The following is a 20,689-nucleotide window of genomic DNA, read 5'->3' as shown; positions in this document are numbered from 1 at the left end:
GGGACCAATCACCTTCTACAACGGCCTGGCCTACTTCCGTGCCTGTGCCGATGGATGGGCTCTGCGAGATGTGTATATGCCCTAGCCGCTTTGCGGGGGCGAGGAACCCCCATTCTGAGCTGTCATCCCCTCAAAACCTCGGAATGTCCGGAAACGCCACTTGCCCGCGATGTACGTGCATCCGCCCGAGCTCGGCGCATCGCCTCAATTGCGGGAAGACCTTGCCGGGATTCAAAAGATGGTTGGGGTCGAAGGCGCATTTGACGCGCATCTGCTGGTCGAGGTCGATCTGGCTGAACATTTCCGGCATCAGGTCGCGCTTCTCGACGCCGACCCCGTGCTCGCCGGTCAGCACGCCACCGACCTTGACGCAGAGCCGCAATATGTCAGCGCCGAAACTCTCCGCCTTGTCGAGTTCGCCCGGCACGTTGGCGTCATAGAGGATGAGCGGGTGCAGATTGCCGTCGCCGGCGTGGAAGACATTGGCGACGCCGAGCCCGTATTTCTCCGACAGCTCGCGCATGCCGGCGAGCACGCGCGGCAGTTCCTTGCGCGGGATGGTGCCGTCCATGCAGTAGTAGTCGGGCGAGATGCGGCCGACCGCCGGGAAAGCCGCCTTGCGGCCGGCCCAGAAGCTCAGCCGCTCCTGCTCCGACTGCGAAATGCGGCATATGGTCGAGCCGTTCCTATAGGCGATGGCTTCGACCAGGCCGATCAGGTGATCGACCTCGACACCCGGCCCGTCCAGCTCGACGATCAGCAGCGCCTCGACATCGAGCGGATAGCCGGCCTGGACGAAATCCTCGGCGGCGTGGATGGCCGGGCGGTCCATCATCTCCATGCCGCCCGGAATGATGCCGGCGCCGATGATGTCGGCAACGCATTGGCCGGCCTGCTCGCTGGTCGCGAAACCGATCAGCAGGGCACGCGCCGTCTCCGGCTTCTTCAGGATGCGTACGGTGACCTCGGTTACGACGCCGAGCAGTCCTTCGGAGCCGGTCATGACGCCGAGCAGGTCGTAGCCTTCCGCGTCGAGATGGCTGCCGCCGAGGCGCACCACCTCGCCATTCATCAGCACCATCTCGATGCCGAGCACATTGTTGGCGGTGAGACCGTATTTCAGGCAGTGCACGCCGCCGGAATTTTCCGCGACATTGCCGCCGATCGAGCAGGCGATCTGGGAGGATGGATCGGGGGCGTAATAGAAGCCCTCCTGCTCGACGGCGGTGGTGATGCCGAGATTGGTGACGCCGGGCTGGGCGACGACGACGCGGTTCTGAAAATCGATCTCGAGGATGCGGTTGAAGCGGCTCATCACCAGCAGCACCGCGTCTTCGAGCGGCAGCGCACCGCCGGAGAGCGAGGTGCCGGAGCCGCGCGGCACGACGCGGATGTTGCGGTCGCTGCAATATTTCAGCACCCGCGAGACCTGGGCCACGGTTTGCGGCAGTACAACGACGAGCGGCAATTGCCGGTAGGCGGTGAGCCCGTCGCTCTCGAAGGCGCGCATGGCATTGGCGGCGTCGACGACGCCCTCGCCCGGCACGATGATGCGCATATCGGCGACGATCTCGTCGCGCCGGCGCATCGTGGCGTCGTCTGGTTTCGGCATGGCAAGGCCGGACATCGACAGCCTCCTTCGATCGACTGGTAAAAATCATTTACCAGCGACAGTGGTCGCTTGCAAATGCCGCGTTGGCCGGGATGAGAGGCCTATGGCCGGGACAGCCTTCCGCAGCGGCAATCTGCCGCTGCGCCCCACATTACTCGCCCGGCTGCTTGCCTGGTTCGGAGTGCATGCGGCGGACGCGGCGCACGCCCCACCAGACGAGCACGACGGCGAGCGGCACCGAGGCGGCGGTGACCATTTCCGGCGCGAAGGCATGGCCGAAGATCGAGGCGCCCTTGGCGACGTAGCCGATGAGGCCGACGACATAGTAGGAAACCGCGGCGACCGAGAGCCCCTCCACCGTCTGCTGCAGCCGCAATTGCAGGCGGGCGCGATTATTCATCGATGCCAAAAGATCGCGGTTCTGCTTCTCGACCTCGACGTCTACCCAGGTGCGCAGCAGTGTGGTGGCACGGGTGAGCTTCGTCGACAGATTGGCCTGACGCTCCTCGACCGAACGGCAGGTACGCATCGCCGGCGCCACGCGGCGCTGCAGAAAACCGCCCCAGGTGTCGTAGCCGGGCACCGCCTCTTCGTCGAGCGCCTCCAGCCGTTCACGCACGATGCCGTCATAGGCGCGGCTGGCGCCGAAGCGGTAGAGGCTGGAGGCGGCATCGGCCTCCAGCTCGGCGGCCAGCTCGGTCAAGTCGGCAAGCAGCGTCTGGCTGTCGCGGGTCTCGGCGACCTTCATTTCCAACGTGGTCTGGGCCAGCCTGTCTTCGATGCGGCGGGCCCGACCGGACAGCGTCAGGGCCAGCGGCAGCCCGAGCATGGCCAGCGTGCGGTAGGTCTCGATGTCGATCAGCCGCTGCGACAGTGCCCCGGTGCGCGCCGGGGTCAGGCCGCGGTCGAGCACCAGCATGCGGGTCAAGCCGTCGCCATCCTGACGGAAATCGGTGACGATGGCCGCGTTGCCGCGCTCGACCAGCGAATAGCACAGGCTGGTCGGGTCGAAGCCGGCGATCAGTTTTTCGTTCGCCGGCGTCCATTTGCGGATCTCCAGCCTGATGCCGGAAATCACCGTGCCCGGCGGCGAAAACCCGTTGCCGAAGGGTGTGTCTTCTTGCCCCCTGCCGTTTTCGGCGAGCGGGCCTTCCCAGAGATAGGTCGAGAATTCCGTGTGGCGTTCCCAGCGCAGCGAGCCCTTGCCCCATTTCATCGCGTGGTGGCGGGCGTGAGGGTCGGGCGCGGCGATGCCGAGGCGTCGCGACAATTCGGAAAGCACGGCCTGATCGATCCCGGATCCAGCTTCGGTCATGAAGGAAAGCTGCACCAGCACGCGCGGCTTTTCGACCAGCGGCTGCGGCCGGGCGTGGACCTCGCCGAGCGCGCCCGGCCGACCTTCATGCGCCGGAAAGCCCATGACGGTGCCGCCCACGGCTTTGGCGCGCAGCTGGAATTCGAGGTTGGAAGGGTCGGCGTCTGGCACGGCTGGTCCCCCGGGCTTCTGTGAGCCCTTGGCAATGATGTCCCTCTAGAGGCAATCGCCAGGGGACGCAAACGCCCAATTTAGCTGAAGATGATATGGCGCCGCGGCTGTGAAACGGACCCGACCCCCGGCGAATTGGATAAATAATTTGACCAGTTGGCGACGCCGGCTTTATCTTGCGCGACATCGGTTCAACCCCCAGGCATCCCGTTTGAGCGACATTTTCTCCCGGATCGAGCATTCGCGCACCGCCGACGAGGTGGTGCAGCAGATCGAGAGCCTGATCCTCGAAGGCGTCCTGCGCACCGGCGACCGGCTGCCGGGCGAGCGCGAACTGGCGCGCCAGTTCGAGGTGTCGCGGCCGATCCTGCGCGATGCCTTGAAAGCCTTGGAAGGGCGCGGGCTGTTGACGACACGGCCAGGCGGCGGCACCCATGTCGCCGATGTCATCGGCCAGCTGTTCACCAAGCCGGTGACCGACCTGATCTCGATGCACCGCAAGGCGGTGACCGACTATCTGGAGTACCGCCGCGAGATCGAGGCGGTGGCGGCGGAATATGCGGCGCGGCGTGCCACATCGGACGATCTGGCGCTGCTCGACCGCATCATGGCACGTATGGACGAGGCGCACCGGACCGGCAATTTCGACGACGAGGCGGAAATCGACGTCGAGTTCCATCACGCGATCTGCGAATGCGCGCACAACATCATCCTGCTGCACACGCTGCGCTCCTGCTATCGGCTGCTGTCGGAAGGCGTGTTCCAGAACCGGCGGCTGGTATTTAATGTGCCGGGCGCGCGCGAGGCGCTGCTTTCGCAGCACCGGGCAATCTACACGGCGGTCAAGGCCGGCGATCCGGCTGCGGCGCGGCAGGCGGCGATGGACCACATCTCCTACGTCGAACGATCGATGGCCGAGGCCGAGCGCAGCGGCGACTGGCAGCGCGTGTCGCGGCTGAGGCTCAGGCAGCGCTCCGAGCCCGGTGGCGGTGAGCCGGCAAGAAAACAGCCGTAGGCCCCGCCCAGAAAATTCAACGACGAACCAGCGAAGAACCAGCGGAAAAAAGATCCATGAGCAGCATTCTCACCATCGCCGACCTCAAGGACCTGGCGCGCCGCCGCGTGCCGAAGATGTTCTTCGACTACGCCGATTCGGGCGCCTGGACCGAAAGCACCTACCGCGCCAACGAAGAGGATTTCCAGAAGATCAAGTTTCGCCAGCGCGTGCTTGTCGACATGGACAACCGCTCGCTGGAATCGACCATGATCGGCGAGAAGGTGACGATGCCGGTGGCGCTGGCGCCGACCGGGATGACCGGCATGCAGCATCCGGACGGCGAGATGCTGGCGGCCCAGGCTGCGGAAGAATTCGGTGTGCCGTTCACGCTGTCGACAATGAGCATCTGCTCGATCGAGGATGTCGCGTCGGTGACCAGGAAGCCGTTCTGGTTCCAGCTCTATGTGCTGCGCGACAAGGACTTCGTCTTCGATTTGATCGATCGCGCAAAAGCGGCGAAATGTTCGGCGCTGGTGCTGACGCTCGACCTGCAGATCCTCGGTCAGCGCCACAAGGATATCCGCAACGGGCTTTCGGCGCCGCCGCGGATGACGCCGAAGCACATCTGGCAGATGGCGACCAGGCCACGCTGGTGCGTCGGCATGGCCGGGACCAAGCGCCGGAGCTTCCGCAACATCGTCGGCCATGCCAAGGGCGTCGGCGACCTCGCCTCGCTGTCGTCGTGGACGAAGGAGCAGTTCGATCCGCATCTGTCGTGGAAGGACGTCGCCTGGATCAAGGAGCGCTGGGGCGGCAAGCTGATCCTGAAAGGCATACTCGACAAGGAGGATGCGCTGATGGCGGCCAGGACAGGCGCCGACGCGATCATCGTTTCCAACCATGGCGGCCGCCAGCTCGACGGCGCCTCGTCGTCGATCATGGCGCTCGAAGAGATCGCCGACGCCGTCGGCGACACGATCGAGGTGCATATGGACGGCGGCATCCGCTCCGGTCAGGACGTGCTCAAGGCGCTGTGCCTCGGCGCCAAGGGCACCTATATCGGCCGGCCTTTCCTGTACGGCCTCGGCGCACTCGGCAAGGAAGGGGTTACCAAGGCGCTGGAAATCATCCGCAAGGAGATGGACATAACGCTGGCACTGTGCGGAAAGCGTCTGGTCACCGACATGGGCAAGGATCAGCTTCGGCGCTAAAGTCCCGTGACGGCATGACCACGGAGGCGACGCAGGCATTGACGGAGCCCGGCATCAGTTTCTACGAGGCGCGCGGACCGCAAGGCATGCGCCTTTACGCGATCGGCGATGTGCACGGCCGGCTCGATTTGCTGACCGCCATGCACCGGCGGATCGAGGCGGAGCTCAGTCAAAGACCGTCGGCCGATTGGCGCGTGATCCATCTCGGCGACTATGTCGACCGGGGTCCGGACTCCAGGGGCGTCATCGATTTCCTGATCGACGCGCAAAGACGCGATCCGCGTCACCTGATGCTGGCCGGAAATCATGATCTCGGCTTCCTCGATTTTCTCGATGTCCCCGACCCGGACGGGCTGTTCATGCGCTATGGCGGCATCCAGACGGCGCTGTCCTATGGCGTGTCGCTCGGTGGGAGCAGCGTCTGGTTTGGCCGCGCCGATGCGGCATTGCGGCAAGGGCACGCCGCGCTGATCGAGGCCGTGCCGCAGAACCATGTCGAGTTCCTGCGCTCGCTGGCCTTTTCAGTAACGTTCGGCGATTTCTTCTTCTGCCATGCCGGCATCCGGCCCGGCATTGCGCTGGAAAGCCAGAGCCGGCAGGACCTGATCTGGATCCGCGAGGTCTTCCACGACCACACCGGCCTTTATCCCAAAATCGTGGTGCACGGTCATACGCCGGTGCCCAAGCCCGAGATCACCGGCAACCGCGTCAATGTCGACACCCTCGCCTGGCAGTCGGGAAACCTCACCGCGCTCGTCGTGGACGGCGCGGACAAGCATATCCTGACAGTGACGGGTGAGCGAGCGTAGGAAACGCGTGGGATTATGAGCAGAGAGGCTAGCGAAGCGCGGCGGTGACGCCGTAGCCGTCAACGGCATTGTGGTCGTTGGCCGCGTCGGCGGAATAAATGCCGAGGCCGCACAAGACGATAGCCGACAACATGACAAAGGACAAAAAGGCTGCTTTCACGGACGTCATCTCTTGTTGAGCTTCCTGCATCTATGCACGAGCGGGTTACCAATGCGTTGAAACGCAAAATACGTCGCAAATGTCTGACGGTTTCGCGCTTCTAGGCATGTTCTGTATCGGTGGTGTGTCGCGCGGGTCACAGGAAAGGTTCATCGCGGTTGCACGCAAGATGCAGAGCGCGCGCCTTTTAGGCTGGCGGACAGACACAGGCCAAGGATGAAACGCGTTATCCCCGGCGGATTTGCCGCCGCGTGCCAAATATGCAACGTCGCCAAATACGTTGACTATATGGGCCGTCAGATCGTCGCCACCCAAGCGCGGGCGATGGCCAGGCCGGCGGCATCGGCTTGCGGTCCGTTGCGGGCCATTTCGTCGTCGAGCCGGACGGCCCAATCCGGATGGCGTTCGGCGATCAGCGGTGCGAAGGACGTGCTCCAGTCGCGAACCATCGGCCGGTCGGCCTCGAAATGGAACTGAAAGCCATAGACGGCGCGGCCGATGCGGAACGCCTGGTTCTCGGCGACGGCGTTGCCGGCCAGCCGCACGGCAGTCTCGGGCAAGACAAAGGTGTCGTCGTGCCATTCGAAGATCGGGAATTTTTCAGGCAAGGCGGCGAGCACCGGATCGGCCTGCGCCGCCGCGGTGAGCGCGACCTCGTGTCAGCCGAACTCCGACGCGCCGCCGATCTGGTTCTCGCCGCCAAAGGCGCGCGCGACCAACTGGCTGCCGAGGCAGATACCAAGCACCGCGCGATCCCTCTCGGCAAAGTCGCGCGTCAGGTCGAGCAGGCCAGGAAAATAAGGACAGAGCTCGTCGTCCAGCGCATTCTGCGCGCCGCCGAGCACCACCATGGCGTCATGCCCGCCGCTATCTTGCGGCAGCGCGTCGCCGCAGTAGGGACGGCGCAGGTCGATAGCGGCACCCGCCTCGACAAGGGCCGCGCCGATCTGGCCAAGGCCCTCATTGTCGAAGTTCTGGACAACCAAGACCCGCATCGAAACCTGCTGACATGAAATTGATGCAACGAGCGATACCATGGCGCCAGCATTGCAGCCAACAGGGAACGCCTATGCCACTGCAAAACCGGATCGACCCGTTCGGCACCATCCATGCCGTGCCGGAGCGCGGCCTGTTCATGGGCAATCGCGGCATCATTCACGACCCCGAGACGAGAACGCTGTTGAAGAAGCGCTGGGCGCTGCAAGCCTGGATCATCTGCGTCTGCGAATTCGGCAACGTGCGGCGCGAGCCGATGGGACGCAACCGGGCTGGCGGCAAGGCCGGCTGGACCGAGCTGTTTTTCCTCGACGAGGTGACGGCACTTGCCGCCGGCCACCGTCCCTGCTTCTTCTGCCGGCGCGAGCGGGCCAGGGATTTTGTCCGGCGTTTCGGCGACGCCTTCGGCATTGCCGAGTCACGCGCGCCGCAACTCGACAAGCGCCTGCACAAGGAGCGCCTGGCATCGGGCGGGCGGGCGACGAGACTGAAACCGGAAGCGCTTGCGGATTTGCCGGACGGCACGATGATCTCGTCAGGAAACAGGGCGTACGCCCTGTTTGACGGCGCCGCGCTGCCCTGGAGTTTCGGCGGTTATGGCGAACCGGTGGGATTCGGCGATTTTACCGACGGTCCAATCGGCCTGCTCACGCCGGCGACAACTGTTTCCGTGCTGAAGCGTGGCTACAGACCTGTCTGGCACGCCAGCGCGGAGGCTTGACGCCGGCGATGGCCTCGCCCATTCCTCGGCGATGCGCGCCAATTACAAGATGCAGCGGCTGTTCGTGCCGGACGGGCTTGGACCGGACATCGAGTTCGACGTCGGCCCGCAGCAGAGCCATTATCTCTCGCACGTGCTGCGGCTCGGCGAAGGCGCCGAAATTCTGGTCTTCAACGGCCGCGACGGCGAATGGTCGGCTGCGATCGCGGCAAAATCGAAGAAGGCGTTGCGCCTGAAGTTGCTGGCATTGCAGCGGCCGCAGCCGCCGTTGCCCGATCTCGTCTACTGTTTCGCGCCGCTGAAGCAAGGGCGGCTCGACTACCTCGTGCAAAAGGCGGTGGAGATGGGCGCCGGCATCCTGCAGCCGGTCATCACCCAGCATACGCAAGTGGCAAAACCCGGCATCGAGCGCCTGCGCGCCAATGTCGTCGAGGCGGCCGAGCAATGCGGCATATTGGCGGTGCCAGAGCTGCGCGAAGCGGAAAAATTCGAGCGCCTGCTGGCGGGCTGGGACCGCGAGCGGCGGCTGATCTTCTGCGACGAGGATGCATCGACCAACAGTCCCCTGCCGGCACTGCAGGTGGTGCGGGAGAGAAAGCTCGGTCTGCTGGTCGGACCGGAGGGCGGCTTTTCCGACGAGGAACGCAAGATGCTGAGAGCGCTGCCTTTCGTTACCGCGATTCCGCTCGGGCCGCGCATCCTGCGAGCGGATACGGCGGCGGTGGCGGCACTGGCGCTGATCCAGGCGACAATCGGCGATTGGTGATCAATTCCAATTACCCGCTGGCTCAGGATTTTTCGCTTGATCGGCTACTGACATTTCGTCCATCTAGCGCCGGCAGTGGCCGCGTGTCCTTTCGGGCGCGTAAAGGACGCTGTAGCATTTGATTGGGCACCTGATCCCTTCCGAAAATCGAAGCCGATTTTCAGGGTCATGTGCGGAGGGCTCCTATGGCGCGCGATACAACCGACTTCCGGCCGATAGAAAGCGTCGACGAACTCGTCGAGCATCTGGCCGAAGGCAACAAGCCGCGCGACAAATGGCGCATCGGCACCGAGCACGAGAAATTCCCGTTCTATGTCGACGGCAATGCGCCGGTGCCCTATGGCGGCGAGCGCGGCATCCGCGCCATCCTCGAAGGCATGCAGGACAAACTCGGCTGGGACCCGATCATGGATGCCGGCCGCATCATCGGACTGGTCGAGCCGACCGGCCAGGGCGCGATCTCGCTGGAGCCCGGCGGCCAGTTCGAGCTGTCCGGCGCGCCGCTGGAGACGATCCACCAGACCTGCCGCGAAGGCAATGCGCATCTGGCGCAGGTGCGCGAGATCGCCGAACCGATGGGCATTCGTTTTCTCGGCCTTGGCGGCAGCCCGAAATGGTCGCTGGCCGAGACGCCGAAAATGCCGAAATCGCGCTACGAGATCATGACCCGCTACATGCCCAAGGTCGGCACCAAGGGCCTCGACATGATGTACCGGACCTGCACGATCCAGGTGAACCTCGACTTCGAAAGCGAAGCCGACATGCGCCGCAAGATGCAGGTGTCGCTGAAGCTGCAGCCGCTGTCGACGGCGCTGTTTGCCAACTCGCCCTTCACCGAAAGCCGGCCGAACGGCCTGCAGAGCTGGCGCGGCGAGATCTGGCGCGACACCGACAATCAGCGCTCCGGCCTGCTCGAATTCTGCTTCTCGCCCGATTTCGGCTTTGCCGATTATGTCGAATGGGCGCTCGACGTGCCGATGTATTTCGTCATCCGCGATGGCCAATACCACGACATGACGCACATCACCTTCCGCCAGTTCATGGCGGGTGCTGCCCGCAACGAACTGCCGGACGGGCTGCCGACGATGGGCGACTGGGCGAACCATCTCTCGACGCTGTTCCCGGATGTGCGGCTGAAGCGCTTTCTCGAAATGCGCGGCGCCGATGGCGGGCCGTGGCGGCGCATCTGCGCGCTGCCGGCCTTCTGGGTCGGGCTGCTCTACGATGCGGCGGCGCTCGACGCGGCCGAGGCGCTGACCTCGAGCTGGAGCTACGACGAAGTGCTGGCAATGCGCAACGCGGTGCCGGAACAGGGCATTTCGGCGCCCTTCCGCAACACGACATTGCGCGAGATAGCCCGTGACGTGCTCGTCATCTCGCGCATGGGACTGAAGAACCGCAGCCGCAAGAACCGCGACGGCTATGACGAGACCTCGTTCCTCAACACGCTGGACGAGGTCGTCGCGCGTGGCACCACCAGCGCCGAAGAGATGCTCTCGGCCTACCACACACGCTGGGGCGGCTCGATCGAGCCGGTGTTCATGGAATACGCGTATTAACGCTTCGCTATCCGCTTGGCCGATGGTCCGGCAAATTCGCTTCAATCAGTGATGGAAACGAACTAGGCTTCTCCAACGAGGATTTTCCCGGAGGAGAAAACAATGCCTTCCTTGTTCGATATTCTGGCACAGGCCCAGAACGGCAACGGCATGCAGGCGCTGGCCCAGCAGTTCGGGCTTTCGCAGCAGCAGACGCAGGCGGCGGTCGCGGCGCTGCTGCCGGCCTTTTCGCAGGGGCTGAAGCGCAACACTTCCGACCCTTATGGGCTCGGCTCCTTCATGACGGCGATGGCCAGCGGCCAGCACGCCAAATATTTCGAGGATGCAAGCCGGGCCTTCTCGCCGCAGGGCCTCGATGAAGGCAACGGCATTCTGGGCCATTTATTCGGCTCGAAGGATTTGTCGCGGGCCGTCGCCAGCCAGGCCGCGCAGGCGAGCGGCGTCAGCCAGCAGGTGTTGCAGCAGATGCTGCCGGCAATCGCCTCGATGATGATGGGCGGGCTATTCAAGCAGACCACCAACCAGCTAGGCGGGCAGATGCATGCGGCAGGCGGTGGCGGCAATCCGCTTGGCGAGCTCATCGAGCAGATGATGCGGCAGGCTGGCGGCGGCAGCCAGGCACCGACCCCTCAGCCTGCAGGCCCCACGGATAACCCGCTCGGCAAGGTGCTGCAGGATATGTTCGGCGGGCAGCAGCCGCAACAGACGCAGAGCCCTTACGGCGACAATCCGCTGGGCAAGGTGTTGCAGGACATGTTCGGCGGCGGGCAGCAGCCACAAAGCCAGCCGCAACAGACACAGAACCCTTATGGTGACAATCCGCTCGGCAAGGTGCTGCAGGATATGTTCGGCGGCGGTGCACCACAGCCACAGCAGCCGCAGAACCAACCCCAGCAGACACAGAACCCTTATAGTGACAATCCGCTCGGCAAGGTGCTGCAGGACATGTTCGGCGGTGGCGCACAACAGTCTCAGCCGCGTCAGGCGCCGCAGCAACCCCAGGCGCCGCAGCCGCAGGCCAATCCGAGCGGCAGGCCGAGAAATCCGTTTGACGACCTGTTCGGCAAGATGTTCGAGACAGGCGCCCAGCAGCGCGACGACTACCAGAAAGGCATGGAGTCGATCTTCGACCAGTTCAAGCAGGGCATGGGCCGGCGCTAGACCAGACACCGGCAACCAATCATCAGTGCCGCCCAAAAAAGAAAGCCCGGTCCTGGGAGGACCGGGCAGCGCGCAGGCTGGCCGGGGGATCCGGCAGGGAGTGGGGAGCCTGCGTAACTTGGTGGCGTCGTGCCTCAAAAAGGTTCAACGCGCCCGAACGGCGAAACCACGCGATCACGCCACCTTGCGGGCAATATCCTCGATCGTTTCGGCGCGCTCGATCGCGATGACGCGAAGCCTTTCGGTCGGATCGCGGCCAAAGGGTACACCGACAGCGACGTGCAGGTCGGCGCGGGTCAGGCCGATGTCGGCGAGCTCGGCATCCGACATCTCGCCGAGGCGATAAAAGGCGCGGCGGTTTTTCCAGGCGCGGTAAACATTGGCAGCGGCGTTGGCCACGCGCGTCGCAACGGCCGGACGCGAAGTGATGCGCGAGGTCTCGGTAGCGAAATCAAACGTAGCCATGTCGGTCTCCTTCACATTCGGACGGGCGAAACCGGTCGATCGGGCGCTGGCGACAGCGGCCGTTCCGGCTTCGATTCATCTAAGATGATGCATGTCGTCGCCCCAAAACCGGTGCCCACTTTTGGGCGACATGCATTCGCTTCATGTGGACAATCGGAATTTGCCATGGCCCGATTGATTAATCCAACGAATGTTTCTAATCTTTAGCATCAGCATCAATGATGGATTAGGCCAATGAAAGCGCCGCTCGATCTCGATCAGTTGCAGACCTTCATCTCGATTGTCGACACCGGCAGCTTTACCCGCGCGGCGGAAGCGGTGCATCGGACCCAGTCTGCGGTGTCGATGCAGATGCGGCGGCTGGAGGAACGGATCGGCAAGCCGCTGTTCGAAAAAGACGGCCGCACCAACAGGCTGACCGAGGAAGGCGACAGACTGCTCTCCTACGCAAGGCGGCTGCTCTATCTCAACAAGGAAACACTGGCCGCCTTCGACGACCGCCGGCTCGAAGGCACCATCCGCATCGGCACGCCGGACGATTATGCCGATCGCTTCCTGCCAGAGATCATGGCGCGGTTTGCCCGTTCCAACCCGCATGTCGAACTGACCGTTATCTGCGAACCGACGCCGGGACTGGTCGAACACATCAAGCGCGGCAATCTCGACCTGGCGCTGGTGACGCACAACGACGCGCGCGGCCAGTCGGAAGTGGTGCGGCGCGAACCGCTGCTGTGGGTTACCTCGGCCAACCACGCGACGCATGAGCAGCCGATCCTGCCGATGGCCTTCGGCCGGCCGAACTGCATCTGGCGGCGGGCCGCCGCCGACGTGCTCGATCAGCAGAGCCGCGACTATCGCATCCTGTTCACCAGCTTCTCTGCCACCGTCATCGCAGCCGCGGTGCTTTCCGGTCTGGCGATCTCGGTGCTGCCGGAATGCGCCCTGCGGCCCGGCATGCGGGTGCTGGGCGAGGCCGACGGTTTCGGCGCCCTGCCCGATTGCCGCATCGGCATCATGCGCGGTCAGACCTCGCGGCCGGAGATCGTCGACGCGCTTGCGCGCCACATTTCGGAGAGCCTCGACAATATTTCCGTGCCACTCGGCGAGGAGACCGGCACGTTCGATTTCGCCGCCCTCGCCTTCGCCAAGATGAAGCGGACCAAGCCGAACCAGATCCTGCCGGGCTGGTGATCGCGCGATTGGGGCGGACATCGAACACGGCCGCCTTGACGCCGGCCAGCAATCGTCCCCCAATCGGCCGATGAGCGACGCAGCATCCGAATCACGCACCAACGCCACCGAATATACGGTGAGCGAAATTTCCGGCGCGCTGAAGCGTACGGTCGAGGACGTCTTCGGCAATGTACGGGTGCGCGGCGAGATTTCCGGCTATCGCGGACCGCATTCCTCCGGCCATGCCTATTTCTGCCTGAAGGATGATCGCGCGCGGCTCGACGCCGTGGTGTGGAAGACCACGATGAGCCGGCTGAAATTCCGTCCAGAGGAAGGCATGGAGGTGATCGCCACCGGCCGGCTCACCACCTATCCCGGAAAGTCGAACTACCAGATCGTTATTGACAATCTCGAGCCGGCCGGTGCCGGTGCGCTGATGGCGCTGCTGGACGAGCGCAAGCGCCGGCTGCAGGCCGAAGGCCTGTTCGACGCGGCACGCAAGCGGCGTCTGCCGTTCATGCCCTGCGTCATCGGCGTCATCACCTCGCCGACAGGCGCCGTCATCCGCGACATCATCCACCGCATCAAGGATCGGTTTCCACTGCACGTGCTGGTCTGGCCGGTGCGGGTGCAGGGCGAGACGGCTGGTGCGGAAGTGACCGCTGCCGTCAACGGCTTCAACGCACTGCCATGGGACGGCGCCATCGCGCGGCCCGATCTGTTGATCGTGGCGCGCGGCGGCGGCAGCCTGGAGGATCTGTGGGGCTTCAACGACGAAGCGCTCGCCCGGGCCGTCGCCGCTTCGGGCATTCCGGTGATTTCCGCGGTCGGCCACGAGACCGACTGGACATTGATCGATCTGGCGGCGGATGTACGGGCGCCGACGCCGACAGGCGCCGCCGAGATCGCCGTGCCGGTCAAGGTCGACCTCGAAGCGACGCTTGCCGGCCTTGGCGCGCGGTTGAAGACCGCACTGTCGCGCAATTTCGAACGCAAGCGGCAGGCGGCACGCGCGGCCGCCCGTGCGCTGCCCTCGCCCGACCAGTTGCTGGCGCTGCCACGGCGGCGCTTCGACGAGGCGACGAGCCGGCTCGGCCGGGCGCTGTCGGTCAGCGTCGAGCGCAAGCGAGCCAGGCTTCTGGGGCAGCGGCTGACGCCGGCGACTTTGTCGCGGCGCATGAACGAAGCCCGCACTCTGACGCGCCGCGACCTCGCCCGTGCGCAAGCGGCTTTCTTCGCCATCGTGCGCGAGCGTCGAGCGCGGTTTTCGCGCACGGCGACTAGACTGTCACCGGCGCCGATCGCAAGACGGCAGAAACTGCAAGGCGATGCCCTGCTGGCGCTGACGCGGCGTCAGGACCAGGCAATTTCGCGGCGGCTGGACCGTCTGCGTGGAAAACTGACGCAGGCAGACCGGCTGCTGGCGACGCTCTCGCACAAGGCCGTGCTGGCGCGAGGCTTCGCGCTGGTCAAGGATGTGGACGGCGCCGTGGTCAAGCATGCGGCAGAAGTTGTGTCGGGGATGGCGCTTTCGCTGGAGTTCGCCGACGGCACCGCCGATGCAGTCGCCATCAGTGGCACGGCGCGGCCGAAGACGGTTGCCAAGCCCGCGGCCAAGCTCAAGGCGCCAGGCGGCCAAGGTTCGCTTTTCTGAGGAAGAAATGACCGACCCGCATCTTGCGACGTCCTCGGGCAAACTGCGCGCCCGTGCCTTCGCGATCCCATTCGAGGGCACGCCAGGCCGCTTCAATGCCATCACCGATGTGCCTGGCGTGATGGTCGGCTATACGACGCTGATCTCAGGGGATGGGCCGCTCGTCGTCGGCAAGGGTCCGGTACGCACCGGCGTGACCGCGATCCTGCCACGGCCCAGAGGCGAGTTGGCCGTCCCGGCGTTCGCCGGGATGTTCAGCGCCAATGGCAATGGCGAACTGACCGGCTCGCATCTGATAGAGGAACTCGGAGCGTTCAATCTTCCCATCACCATCACCAACACCCATTCCTGCGGCGTCAGCCGCGACGCAACGTTGCGCTGGATGCAGACGGTGCTGCCGCAATCGCTCGACAGCGCCTGGGCGCTGCCGGTGGCGGGCGAGACTTACGACGGCTTCCTGAACGATATCAACGGCCACCATGTGAGCTTCGAGTACGTGTTTTCCGCGCTCGAAACGGCTGAAAGCGGGCCGATCGACGAGGGCAGCGTCGGCGGCGGCACCGGCATGATCACCTTCGGCTTCAAGGCAGGGTCCGGCACATCCTCGCGCAGCGTCGACTGGAATGGAGAGCGTTTCACGATCGGCTGCTTCGTCCAGTCGAATTTCGGTGCACGGCGAAACCTCGTGATCCGTGGCATCAGAGCCGGAGCGGAACTCGCCGAACCGGCGATCCGGGACAACACGCCGCGAGCGGAAAAGAGCTCCATCATCGCGATCGTCGCCACCGATGCGCCATTCATGCCGCATCAGTTGAAAAGACTGGCGAAACGCGTGCCGCTCGGCGTGGCGCTGATCGGCGGCTATGGATACAATTCGTCCGGCGATATTTTTCTGGCCTTCAGCACGGCCAATGCCGACGCGGCGCGCGGCGCGGCCGGCAAGCTGGTCAGCGCCGGCTACATACCGGATGCCGATATCAACCCGTTCTTCGACGCCGTCGTTCAGAGCGTGGAGGAAGCAATCCTCAACGCGCTGGTCGCCAATGAAGACATGACCGGGCGCGACGGCAATTTCGTGCCGGCATTGCCGAAAGAGTGGCTCGAGGAGAGATTTGGCAAGGCTGCGCGGCGATAGGACCGCGCAACTGCATCAGACAGGCATTGTTCGCCCGGCAGGTTTTGCCGGGGCGGTCCGTCAGCCGGCAGGCTTGTTGGAATTCTGCTCGTCCTGGTCGGCCTCGGCCGCCTCTTCGAGCCTCGAAGCAATGAGCTCCTGAATGTCGCCGACCTCTTCCTGGATATCCTCCAGGGGTATGCCGGCTTCGGCGGCCTTGGCCGCACATTCCCTGGCGAGGGTCTCGGCCTGCTTCTCGATCCTGGCTGGCGAGGGCTGGCAGTGGACTTTTTCGCCAATCCACCCGCGCAAGAACTCGATTGCGTGTTCACTCATACTGCTGTTTCCCTAGCGGCTATGCCGGTTGGTAATCATAAACGTCGGCATCTTCGAAAAGATGCGTGCTGCCATTCGAGCCGAGTCGGCTTCGCCCGGCAAGCCGAACTTGTCCGAGGTCCACAGAGCCGAAGGGAATGGAGGGTTCAAGGAGCACGTTCTAGTTCTTGAGGACTGATTCTCTCGAGGAAACTCGTTCGACCCGCGCTATTGTTTCTATTTGCTTTTTGTCGGTTTTCAAGCCGTTTTAGATCACAATAGATGTCACAATAGCTAGCACATTTACCGCCCTCTCGCCGGCACCATGTAACAGGCGAGCCGTCAAAGCCGCCGCTATATAGTGATAACCATTTGCAATGTCGACTCTGCTTGCGGTCCTGCTTCTTTCCGCCGCGCTTGCTGGGAGATATGTGGTGTGACGGGCCTTGCCGTGCAAGCTGCCGAGCGCCTCATGCAAGGCATGCAATAGCGTCTTGTGGAAACCCTGAAGTGCTTGTCTCAGGGTGGCTCTCTACCGCTGGCGGTAAAGGATCATGCCGGCATGATAGAGGACGCCTTCGACGAACTCACCATCCGCGGTGAAGCCCGTATCGTCCCAGTATTCTATGTGGTTGCCGTGCACTTCATAGCGTCCCCGGTAGGCGCCTTCGCGGTCACCGCGCGCTTCGTCATAACGGCCGTTCGGCAGGAGTTCGTGCCTGATATGGCGATCCTCGGTGACCCACATTCCGACATAGGGATGAGCTTGGTGCGTCATTGGTTCCTCCGCAAGGATTGGAGTTGCAGGAAGGGTCAGGCCGGTTGGAGCTACAGCAACGGCAATACCCGTAAGCACTGCGGCCAAAGTGGATCGCATCAATGCGCCGCCTTCGTCGGACGCACGACTATCTCGTTGACGTCGACATCGTCGGGCTGTTCGATTGCATAGCGCACTGCCCTGGCGATGGCATCGGGTTGCAGGGCAATAGCACGCCAGCTTTTCATGGCGGCGGCAGCGGCTTCGTCGGAGATCGTGTTCGCCAGCTCGCTTTCCACCACGCCAGGATGAATGCAGGTTACGCGGATATCGTCACTCTCCTGGCGGAGCCCATCGGAAATCGCGCGGACAGCGTATTTCGTTGCGCAATAGACGGCAGCCGTGGGCGAGACGGCCAGTGCGCCAATGGAACCGATATTGATGATGTGACCGGAGCCGCGTGCCGTCATCTCGGGCAGAACCGCCGCGACGCCGTACAGAACACCCTTGATGTTGACGTCCACCATCAGCTCCCACTCGTCGACCTTCATGGCTGCCATGGCCGACAGCGGCATGACGCCCGCATTGTTGACGATGACATCGACCTGGCCCCATTCGGCCCGGGCTGCGTCGGCGAATGCTGCGACATCCGCCCTCCTGGTGACGTCGAGCGCTCGCACGCGAACCGTTCCACCAGCTGCCTCGATTTCGGCCGCAAGCGCTTCAAGGCGGTCGGTGCGGCGTGCGCCGAGCATCAGCTTCGCACCTGCCGCGCCAAGCTCGCGGGCAATGCCAGCGCCGATGCCGCTGGAGGCACCGGTGATCAGAACAACTCTGTTCATGGTCATCGAGATGATCCTTTTGGTCTGTGATTATTTTCACGATGTGAAGGGATTTGGTGCGGGTGAGCTCCCGCTGCGCGCCGGCCCTATTGGGGGGCTCACTGGGCGGTGTAGCCGCCATCGACCAGAAGCAAGGCCCCGGTGATGAAACTGGATGCCGGCGAGGCAAGAAAGGCGATGGCCTCGGCAACTTCTTGCGGCTGGCCGATCCGGCCGATTGGGTGCGCGCCGCCGAAGCTGCGCAGCATCTCTCGGCCATTCTCCACCACACCTTCCATGATGTCGGTTTCGATCACGCCAGGAGCAACGGCGTTGCAGCGAATGCCCATGCGCCCGTATTCGATCGCGATCACCTTGGTCAGCTGTGCGACAGCGGCCTTGGAGGAGGCATAGGCCGCCTGCGTCTCGAAGGCCGCGACGGCCGAGATCGACGAGACATTGACGATCGAGCCGCCACCGCCGGCAGCCATCAGTTCCACCGCGGCACGGGCAGTGACGAAGCTGCCGCGCGCGTTGATCTGCAGAATGCGGTCATAGTCGTCGACCGAGGTCTCAGTCAGTCGTTTGTTGAGCGTGCGACCGGCATTGTTCACGACGATATCCAGTCGTCCGAAGCGCTTCGCGGCGAGTTCGACCGAGCGTCTGGCCAGGTCCTCGTCGGCGACATCGCCGACCAGCGTTGCCACATCCTCGGCTTCCAATTCGCGTACGCTGTCGCTGAGATCGCTTGCCACGATCCGGGCCCCGCGCGCACGCAGAAGCTCCGCCGTGCAGCGACCGATTCCGCGTGCCGCGCCGGTCACGAGAGCGACCTTTCCATCCAGGCTCCAGGAGGAAGGCAGTGATGTCATGGGGTATCTCCTTGGTCAACCGGCATCGGCCTGGATCGGGGGATCAAGCCTTTCTTGCCGTTGCGACAGAGATAGAGCCATGGCATTGTCGCGATAACCCGCCCGCTGTTAACCTCTATGGTAAGTTTGGCTAACCAATGGACATCGATCTCAATGCAATTGCCGTCTTCGTCACCGTGGCCGAGGAACGCAATTTTCGCGCTGCGGCAGACCGGTTGGGCGTGACGCGCTCAGCGGTCAGCCAGAGCATCCTCAGGCTCGAACAGAGCCTTGGCATCGCATTGCTGCAGCGCACGACACGCAGCGTCAACCTGACCGAAGCGGGCGAGCGCCTGCTGGCGAGCGTCGCACCGGCGATCGCCGACGTGAACGCGGCAATCGAAGCCACCACGGAGTTGCTGGACCGCCCGCGCGGCCGCCTGCGGATCGCGGTTTCGTCTATCGCAGAGGCCTTTCTGTCAGGACCGTTGCTGGCGTCCTTTGCAGAAAGGTTTCCCGAGGTGCATCTGGATATTGTGGTCACCGACGAGGAATTCGACATCGTTGCCGAAGGCTATGATGCGGGAGTGAGGCTCGGCGAAGTGATCGAGCAGGACATGATTGCCGTGCCGGTATCGGGCGATCAGCGACAGATGGCCGTCTGCGCCCCGCGCTATCTCGAAAAGTTCGGAGCACCCGCCCATCCGCGTGAGCTTGTGGCACATCGCTGTATCGGCTGGCGGCCGGCGCCGGGAGTTTCGCCCTATCGGTGGGAGTTCGGCGAGGACGGGCGCGAGTTCGACGTGGCGGTTGCGCCCGAGATCACTACCAACGACATGTGGCTGATGATCCGGCTGGCCGTTGCAGGCGCCGGAATCACGTTCGGCATGGCCGATACATTCCGCCCCTGGCTCGACCGCGGCGAGCTCGTGCCAATCCTCGACGGCTATTTTCCGCCGTTTGCGGGTTTCTATCTCTATTTCCCAAGCCGACGGAATATCGCGCCGAAGCTGAGAGCCCTCGTGGATCACCTGCGCGGCGCGCGTCAGGCGCGGGACCGTGGGTGAGCGCTACGGGATCGTGGTGAACGCTCGGCGCTATTGGTCAGAAACCTGGCTGAAAGCTGAATGGTACCGTTGGCTGGGATCGAACCAGCGACCTCCGGATCCACAATCCGGCGCTCTAACCATCTGAGCTACAACGGCACGCTTGCCCGAGCGAAATCCAGACGGAACGTTCATTCTCCGGGACCCGCTCTGTCGTTCGGCGATGCGTCCATACGGGCTATCGGAGTTTAATTCAAGGCTTTTGGCAAAGCAAAAGATCGCTCCGGCATCGCGTCATTTTTCGCCGGACAAAGAAAAGGCCGGCGGGAGGAGGTGCCGGCCTTTCCTGTTACGAGCCAGCGGGAGGAGGTGCTGGCTGGTCACCCCGGTGAGCAGAGGGAGGAGGTTCCACCCGCCGGGTATTCGTTTGAAACAATTATATCGCACATCTATTTGTCTGACGAAATGCGACCTTTTGATGCATCGTCAAACTGTGCGCAAATATTAGGCGATCTTGATTTCTTTCACGGCCTTTTCGAAGGCGGTCTTGATCGGCTTGGATACGTCCTCGGCCGCCTTGGCAGCAACCGCCTGGAAGTCCTTGGCCTGCTCGACGGTCAATTCGACCTGTTTGCGCACGAATGCTGTCTGCAGCTCGACGACTTCCGACAGCGACTTGGCGCCGATCAGGGCTTCGAAATGCGAGAAGCCGGCTTCGGCATTGGCACGCAAGGCGGCGATGGTCTTGAGCGACAGGTCGCTGGAAACGGTCTTGGCGGTCTCGTAGGTCGACTCCAGAGCCTTCTGGGTCTCCTCGGCGCCGGTCTTCAGCTTGGCATAGGCCTCTTTCGACTGCTCAACGCCCTTTTCGGCGAAGGCACGGATCTGGTCGGTGGCCTTCGAAGCGTCGAAGCTCGGGAATTCAACGTTTTCGATCGTTTCAGCGGTCTTGGTCCTGGACATTTTCCATCCTTTTCAGCGGCAGCGGCTTTGACAAAATGCCGTCTCGTTCATC

20 protein-coding genes, 1 tRNA gene and 1 pseudogene are annotated in these 20,689 nt (G+C 63.6%); 11 read left to right on the top strand and 11 right to left on the bottom strand.

Annotated features, from left to right (window positions below; all coding sequences use genetic code 11):
* Nucleotides 1-130: 130 nt before the first annotated feature.
* Entirely contained in the window at nucleotides 131-1,627 is a 1,497-nt protein-coding gene (locus tag NKJ20_RS25495) for an FAD-linked oxidase C-terminal domain-containing protein (protein WP_352747861.1), read from the bottom strand.
* A 136-nt stretch (nucleotides 1,628-1,763) separates the two neighbouring features.
* Nucleotides 1,764-3,098: a DUF3422 family protein gene (locus tag NKJ20_RS25490; RefSeq protein ID WP_352472690.1), complete on the bottom strand. Its 1,335-nt coding sequence runs from the start codon at nucleotides 3,096-3,098 to the stop codon at nucleotides 1,764-1,766.
* A 211-nt stretch (nucleotides 3,099-3,309) separates the two neighbouring features.
* On the opposite strand from NKJ20_RS25490, the gene NKJ20_RS25485 reads away from it, so the two are divergent.
* The 3 genes from NKJ20_RS25485 to NKJ20_RS25475 are packed head-to-tail and all read left to right on the top strand — an operon-like array spanning nucleotide 3,310 to nucleotide 6,115.
* On the top strand, nucleotides 3,310-4,113 hold the full coding sequence (locus NKJ20_RS25485) for a FadR/GntR family transcriptional regulator (protein ID WP_352502088.1): 804 nt from the start codon (nucleotides 3,310-3,312) through the stop codon (nucleotides 4,111-4,113).
* 56 nt (nucleotides 4,114-4,169) lie between these two features.
* A complete protein-coding gene (locus NKJ20_RS25480; protein ID WP_254819311.1) occupies nucleotides 4,170-5,306 on the top strand; it encodes an alpha-hydroxy acid oxidase in 1,137 nt (378 codons plus the stop codon).
* Nucleotides 5,307-5,344: 38 nt separating this feature from the next.
* Nucleotides 5,345-6,115 (top strand): metallophosphoesterase, encoded by a 771-nt coding sequence (locus NKJ20_RS25475; protein ID WP_352747867.1) that lies wholly within the window; start codon nucleotides 5,345-5,347, stop codon nucleotides 6,113-6,115.
* 28 nt (nucleotides 6,116-6,143) lie between these two features.
* Here the strand turns inward: NKJ20_RS25475 and NKJ20_RS25470 are convergent, their stop codons facing one another.
* Both NKJ20_RS25470 and NKJ20_RS25465 read right to left on the bottom strand, forming a co-directional pair.
* Nucleotides 6,144-6,284 (bottom strand): hypothetical protein, encoded by a 141-nt coding sequence (locus NKJ20_RS25470; protein WP_292664785.1) that lies wholly within the window; start codon nucleotides 6,282-6,284, stop codon nucleotides 6,144-6,146.
* 287 nt (nucleotides 6,285-6,571) lie between these two features.
* Nucleotides 6,572-7,270: pseudogene (locus NKJ20_RS25465) on the bottom strand (type 1 glutamine amidotransferase).
* Between the two features lie 74 nt (nucleotides 7,271-7,344).
* On the opposite strand from NKJ20_RS25465, the gene NKJ20_RS25455 reads away from it, so the two are divergent.
* The 4 genes from NKJ20_RS25455 (at nucleotide 7,345) to NKJ20_RS25440 (ending at nucleotide 11,478) form a co-directional block, all read left to right on the top strand.
* The gene (locus NKJ20_RS25455) at nucleotides 7,345-7,992 is read left to right on the top strand and encodes a hypothetical protein (protein WP_352747853.1); all 648 of its coding nucleotides are present in this window, start codon (nucleotides 7,345-7,347) and stop codon (nucleotides 7,990-7,992) included.
* Nucleotides 7,993-8,023: 31 nt separating this feature from the next.
* On the top strand, nucleotides 8,024-8,758 hold the full coding sequence (locus NKJ20_RS25450) for a 16S rRNA (uracil(1498)-N(3))-methyltransferase (RefSeq protein ID WP_352747864.1): 735 nt from the start codon (nucleotides 8,024-8,026) through the stop codon (nucleotides 8,756-8,758).
* A 185-nt stretch (nucleotides 8,759-8,943) separates the two neighbouring features.
* A complete protein-coding gene (locus NKJ20_RS25445; protein ID WP_352747850.1) occupies nucleotides 8,944-10,317 on the top strand; it encodes a glutamate--cysteine ligase in 1,374 nt (457 codons plus the stop codon).
* 102 nt (nucleotides 10,318-10,419) lie between these two features.
* Entirely contained in the window at nucleotides 10,420-11,478 is a 1,059-nt protein-coding gene (locus NKJ20_RS25440) for a DUF937 domain-containing protein (protein WP_352747848.1), read from the top strand.
* Between the two features lie 174 nt (nucleotides 11,479-11,652).
* Here NKJ20_RS25440 and NKJ20_RS25435 read toward each other — a convergent pair whose 3' ends face one another.
* Nucleotides 11,653-11,943 (bottom strand): DUF1127 domain-containing protein, encoded by a 291-nt coding sequence (locus NKJ20_RS25435; RefSeq protein ID WP_352450947.1) that lies wholly within the window; start codon nucleotides 11,941-11,943, stop codon nucleotides 11,653-11,655.
* 234 nt (nucleotides 11,944-12,177) lie between these two features.
* On the opposite strand from NKJ20_RS25435, the gene NKJ20_RS25430 reads away from it, so the two are divergent.
* From NKJ20_RS25430 to NKJ20_RS25420, 3 genes are all read left to right on the top strand, one after another.
* Nucleotides 12,178-13,134 carry a LysR substrate-binding domain-containing protein gene (locus NKJ20_RS25430; RefSeq protein WP_023680469.1) on the top strand — a complete coding sequence of 319 codons (957 nt, stop codon included), beginning with the start codon at nucleotides 12,178-12,180 and terminating at the stop codon, nucleotides 13,132-13,134.
* A 70-nt stretch (nucleotides 13,135-13,204) separates the two neighbouring features.
* Nucleotides 13,205-14,770 carry an exodeoxyribonuclease VII large subunit gene (gene xseA, locus NKJ20_RS25425; protein ID WP_352747845.1) on the top strand — a complete coding sequence of 522 codons (1,566 nt, stop codon included), beginning with the start codon at nucleotides 13,205-13,207 and terminating at the stop codon, nucleotides 14,768-14,770.
* Nucleotides 14,771-14,777: 7 nt separating this feature from the next.
* Nucleotides 14,778-15,905 (top strand): DmpA family aminopeptidase, encoded by a 1,128-nt coding sequence (locus NKJ20_RS25420; protein WP_352747842.1) that lies wholly within the window; start codon nucleotides 14,778-14,780, stop codon nucleotides 15,903-15,905.
* Between the two features lie 60 nt (nucleotides 15,906-15,965).
* Here the strand turns inward: NKJ20_RS25420 and NKJ20_RS25415 are convergent, their stop codons facing one another.
* The 4 genes from NKJ20_RS25415 to NKJ20_RS25400 all read right to left on the bottom strand — a co-directional run bounded on the left by NKJ20_RS25415 (nucleotide 15,966) and on the right by NKJ20_RS25400 (nucleotide 18,649).
* Nucleotides 15,966-16,220 carry a DUF768 domain-containing protein gene (locus NKJ20_RS25415; protein WP_023719384.1) on the bottom strand — a complete coding sequence of 85 codons (255 nt, stop codon included), beginning with the start codon at nucleotides 16,218-16,220 and terminating at the stop codon, nucleotides 15,966-15,968.
* 511 nt (nucleotides 16,221-16,731) lie between these two features.
* Nucleotides 16,732-17,076 carry an Atu4866 domain-containing protein gene (locus NKJ20_RS25410; RefSeq protein ID WP_352450944.1) on the bottom strand — a complete coding sequence of 115 codons (345 nt, stop codon included), beginning with the start codon at nucleotides 17,074-17,076 and terminating at the stop codon, nucleotides 16,732-16,734.
* Entirely contained in the window at nucleotides 17,076-17,804 is a 729-nt protein-coding gene (locus NKJ20_RS25405) for an SDR family oxidoreductase (protein ID WP_352450943.1), read from the bottom strand. Before NKJ20_RS25405 ends, NKJ20_RS25410 begins: the two co-directional genes overlap by 1 nt.
* Nucleotides 17,805-17,896: 92 nt before the next feature.
* A complete protein-coding gene (locus tag NKJ20_RS25400; RefSeq protein ID WP_352747839.1) occupies nucleotides 17,897-18,649 on the bottom strand; it encodes an SDR family NAD(P)-dependent oxidoreductase in 753 nt (250 codons plus the stop codon).
* A 137-nt stretch (nucleotides 18,650-18,786) separates the two neighbouring features.
* Here NKJ20_RS25400 and NKJ20_RS25395 point away from each other — a divergent pair, with 137 nt between their 5' ends.
* Nucleotides 18,787-19,695 (top strand): LysR family transcriptional regulator, encoded by a 909-nt coding sequence (locus NKJ20_RS25395; RefSeq protein ID WP_352747837.1) that lies wholly within the window; start codon nucleotides 18,787-18,789, stop codon nucleotides 19,693-19,695.
* A 61-nt stretch (nucleotides 19,696-19,756) separates the two neighbouring features.
* Here NKJ20_RS25395 and NKJ20_RS25390 read toward each other — a convergent pair.
* Nucleotides 19,757-19,833 (bottom strand) — tRNA-His (locus NKJ20_RS25390).
* A gap of 345 nt (nucleotides 19,834-20,178) precedes the next feature.
* Nucleotides 20,179-20,637 (bottom strand): phasin, encoded by a 459-nt coding sequence (locus tag NKJ20_RS25385; protein ID WP_352747834.1) that lies wholly within the window; start codon nucleotides 20,635-20,637, stop codon nucleotides 20,179-20,181.
* Between the last annotated feature and the right edge of the window lie 52 nt (nucleotides 20,638-20,689).

Origin of the sequence: Mesorhizobium sp. M0185 (assembly GCF_040322175.1) — a bacterium.
Classification (GTDB): Bacteria; Pseudomonadota; Alphaproteobacteria; order Rhizobiales; family Rhizobiaceae; genus Mesorhizobium.
The sequence above is the reverse complement of the archived record's forward strand: the minus strand, read 5'-3'. Positions and strand labels throughout refer to the sequence as shown.

Excerpts from the sequence above, each read along its gene's own strand:
- NKJ20_RS25495 (WP_352747861.1), bottom strand. The coding sequence starts at position 1,627 with ATGTCCGGCCTTGCCATGCCGAAACCAGACGACGCCACGATGCGCCGG.
- NKJ20_RS25480 (WP_254819311.1), top strand. The coding sequence starts at position 4,170 with ATGAGCAGCATTCTCACCATCGCCGACCTCAAGGACCTGGCGCGCCGC.
- NKJ20_RS25470 (WP_292664785.1), bottom strand. The coding sequence starts at position 6,284 with ATGACGTCCGTGAAAGCAGCCTTTTTGTCCTTTGTCATGTTGTCGGCT.
- NKJ20_RS25455 (WP_352747853.1), top strand. The coding sequence starts at position 7,345 with ATGCCACTGCAAAACCGGATCGACCCGTTCGGCACCATCCATGCCGTG.
- NKJ20_RS25450 (WP_352747864.1), top strand. The coding sequence starts at position 8,024 with ATGCGCGCCAATTACAAGATGCAGCGGCTGTTCGTGCCGGACGGGCTT.
- NKJ20_RS25445 (WP_352747850.1), top strand. The coding sequence starts at position 8,944 with ATGGCGCGCGATACAACCGACTTCCGGCCGATAGAAAGCGTCGACGAA.
- NKJ20_RS25440 (WP_352747848.1), top strand. The coding sequence starts at position 10,420 with ATGCCTTCCTTGTTCGATATTCTGGCACAGGCCCAGAACGGCAACGGC.
- NKJ20_RS25435 (WP_352450947.1), bottom strand. The coding sequence starts at position 11,943 with ATGGCTACGTTTGATTTCGCTACCGAGACCTCGCGCATCACTTCGCGT.
- NKJ20_RS25430 (WP_023680469.1), top strand. The coding sequence starts at position 12,178 with ATGAAAGCGCCGCTCGATCTCGATCAGTTGCAGACCTTCATCTCGATT.
- xseA (WP_352747845.1), top strand. The coding sequence starts at position 13,205 with ATGAGCGACGCAGCATCCGAATCACGCACCAACGCCACCGAATATACG.
- NKJ20_RS25420 (WP_352747842.1), top strand. The coding sequence starts at position 14,778 with ATGACCGACCCGCATCTTGCGACGTCCTCGGGCAAACTGCGCGCCCGT.
- NKJ20_RS25415 (WP_023719384.1), bottom strand. The coding sequence starts at position 16,220 with ATGAGTGAACACGCAATCGAGTTCTTGCGCGGGTGGATTGGCGAAAAA.
- NKJ20_RS25410 (WP_352450944.1), bottom strand. The coding sequence starts at position 17,076 with ATGCGATCCACTTTGGCCGCAGTGCTTACGGGTATTGCCGTTGCTGTA.
- NKJ20_RS25405 (WP_352450943.1), bottom strand. The coding sequence starts at position 17,804 with ATGACCATGAACAGAGTTGTTCTGATCACCGGTGCCTCCAGCGGCATC.
- NKJ20_RS25400 (WP_352747839.1), bottom strand. The coding sequence starts at position 18,649 with ATGACATCACTGCCTTCCTCCTGGAGCCTGGATGGAAAGGTCGCTCTC.
- NKJ20_RS25395 (WP_352747837.1), top strand. The coding sequence starts at position 18,787 with ATGGACATCGATCTCAATGCAATTGCCGTCTTCGTCACCGTGGCCGAG.
- NKJ20_RS25385 (WP_352747834.1), bottom strand. The coding sequence starts at position 20,637 with ATGTCCAGGACCAAGACCGCTGAAACGATCGAAAACGTTGAATTCCCG.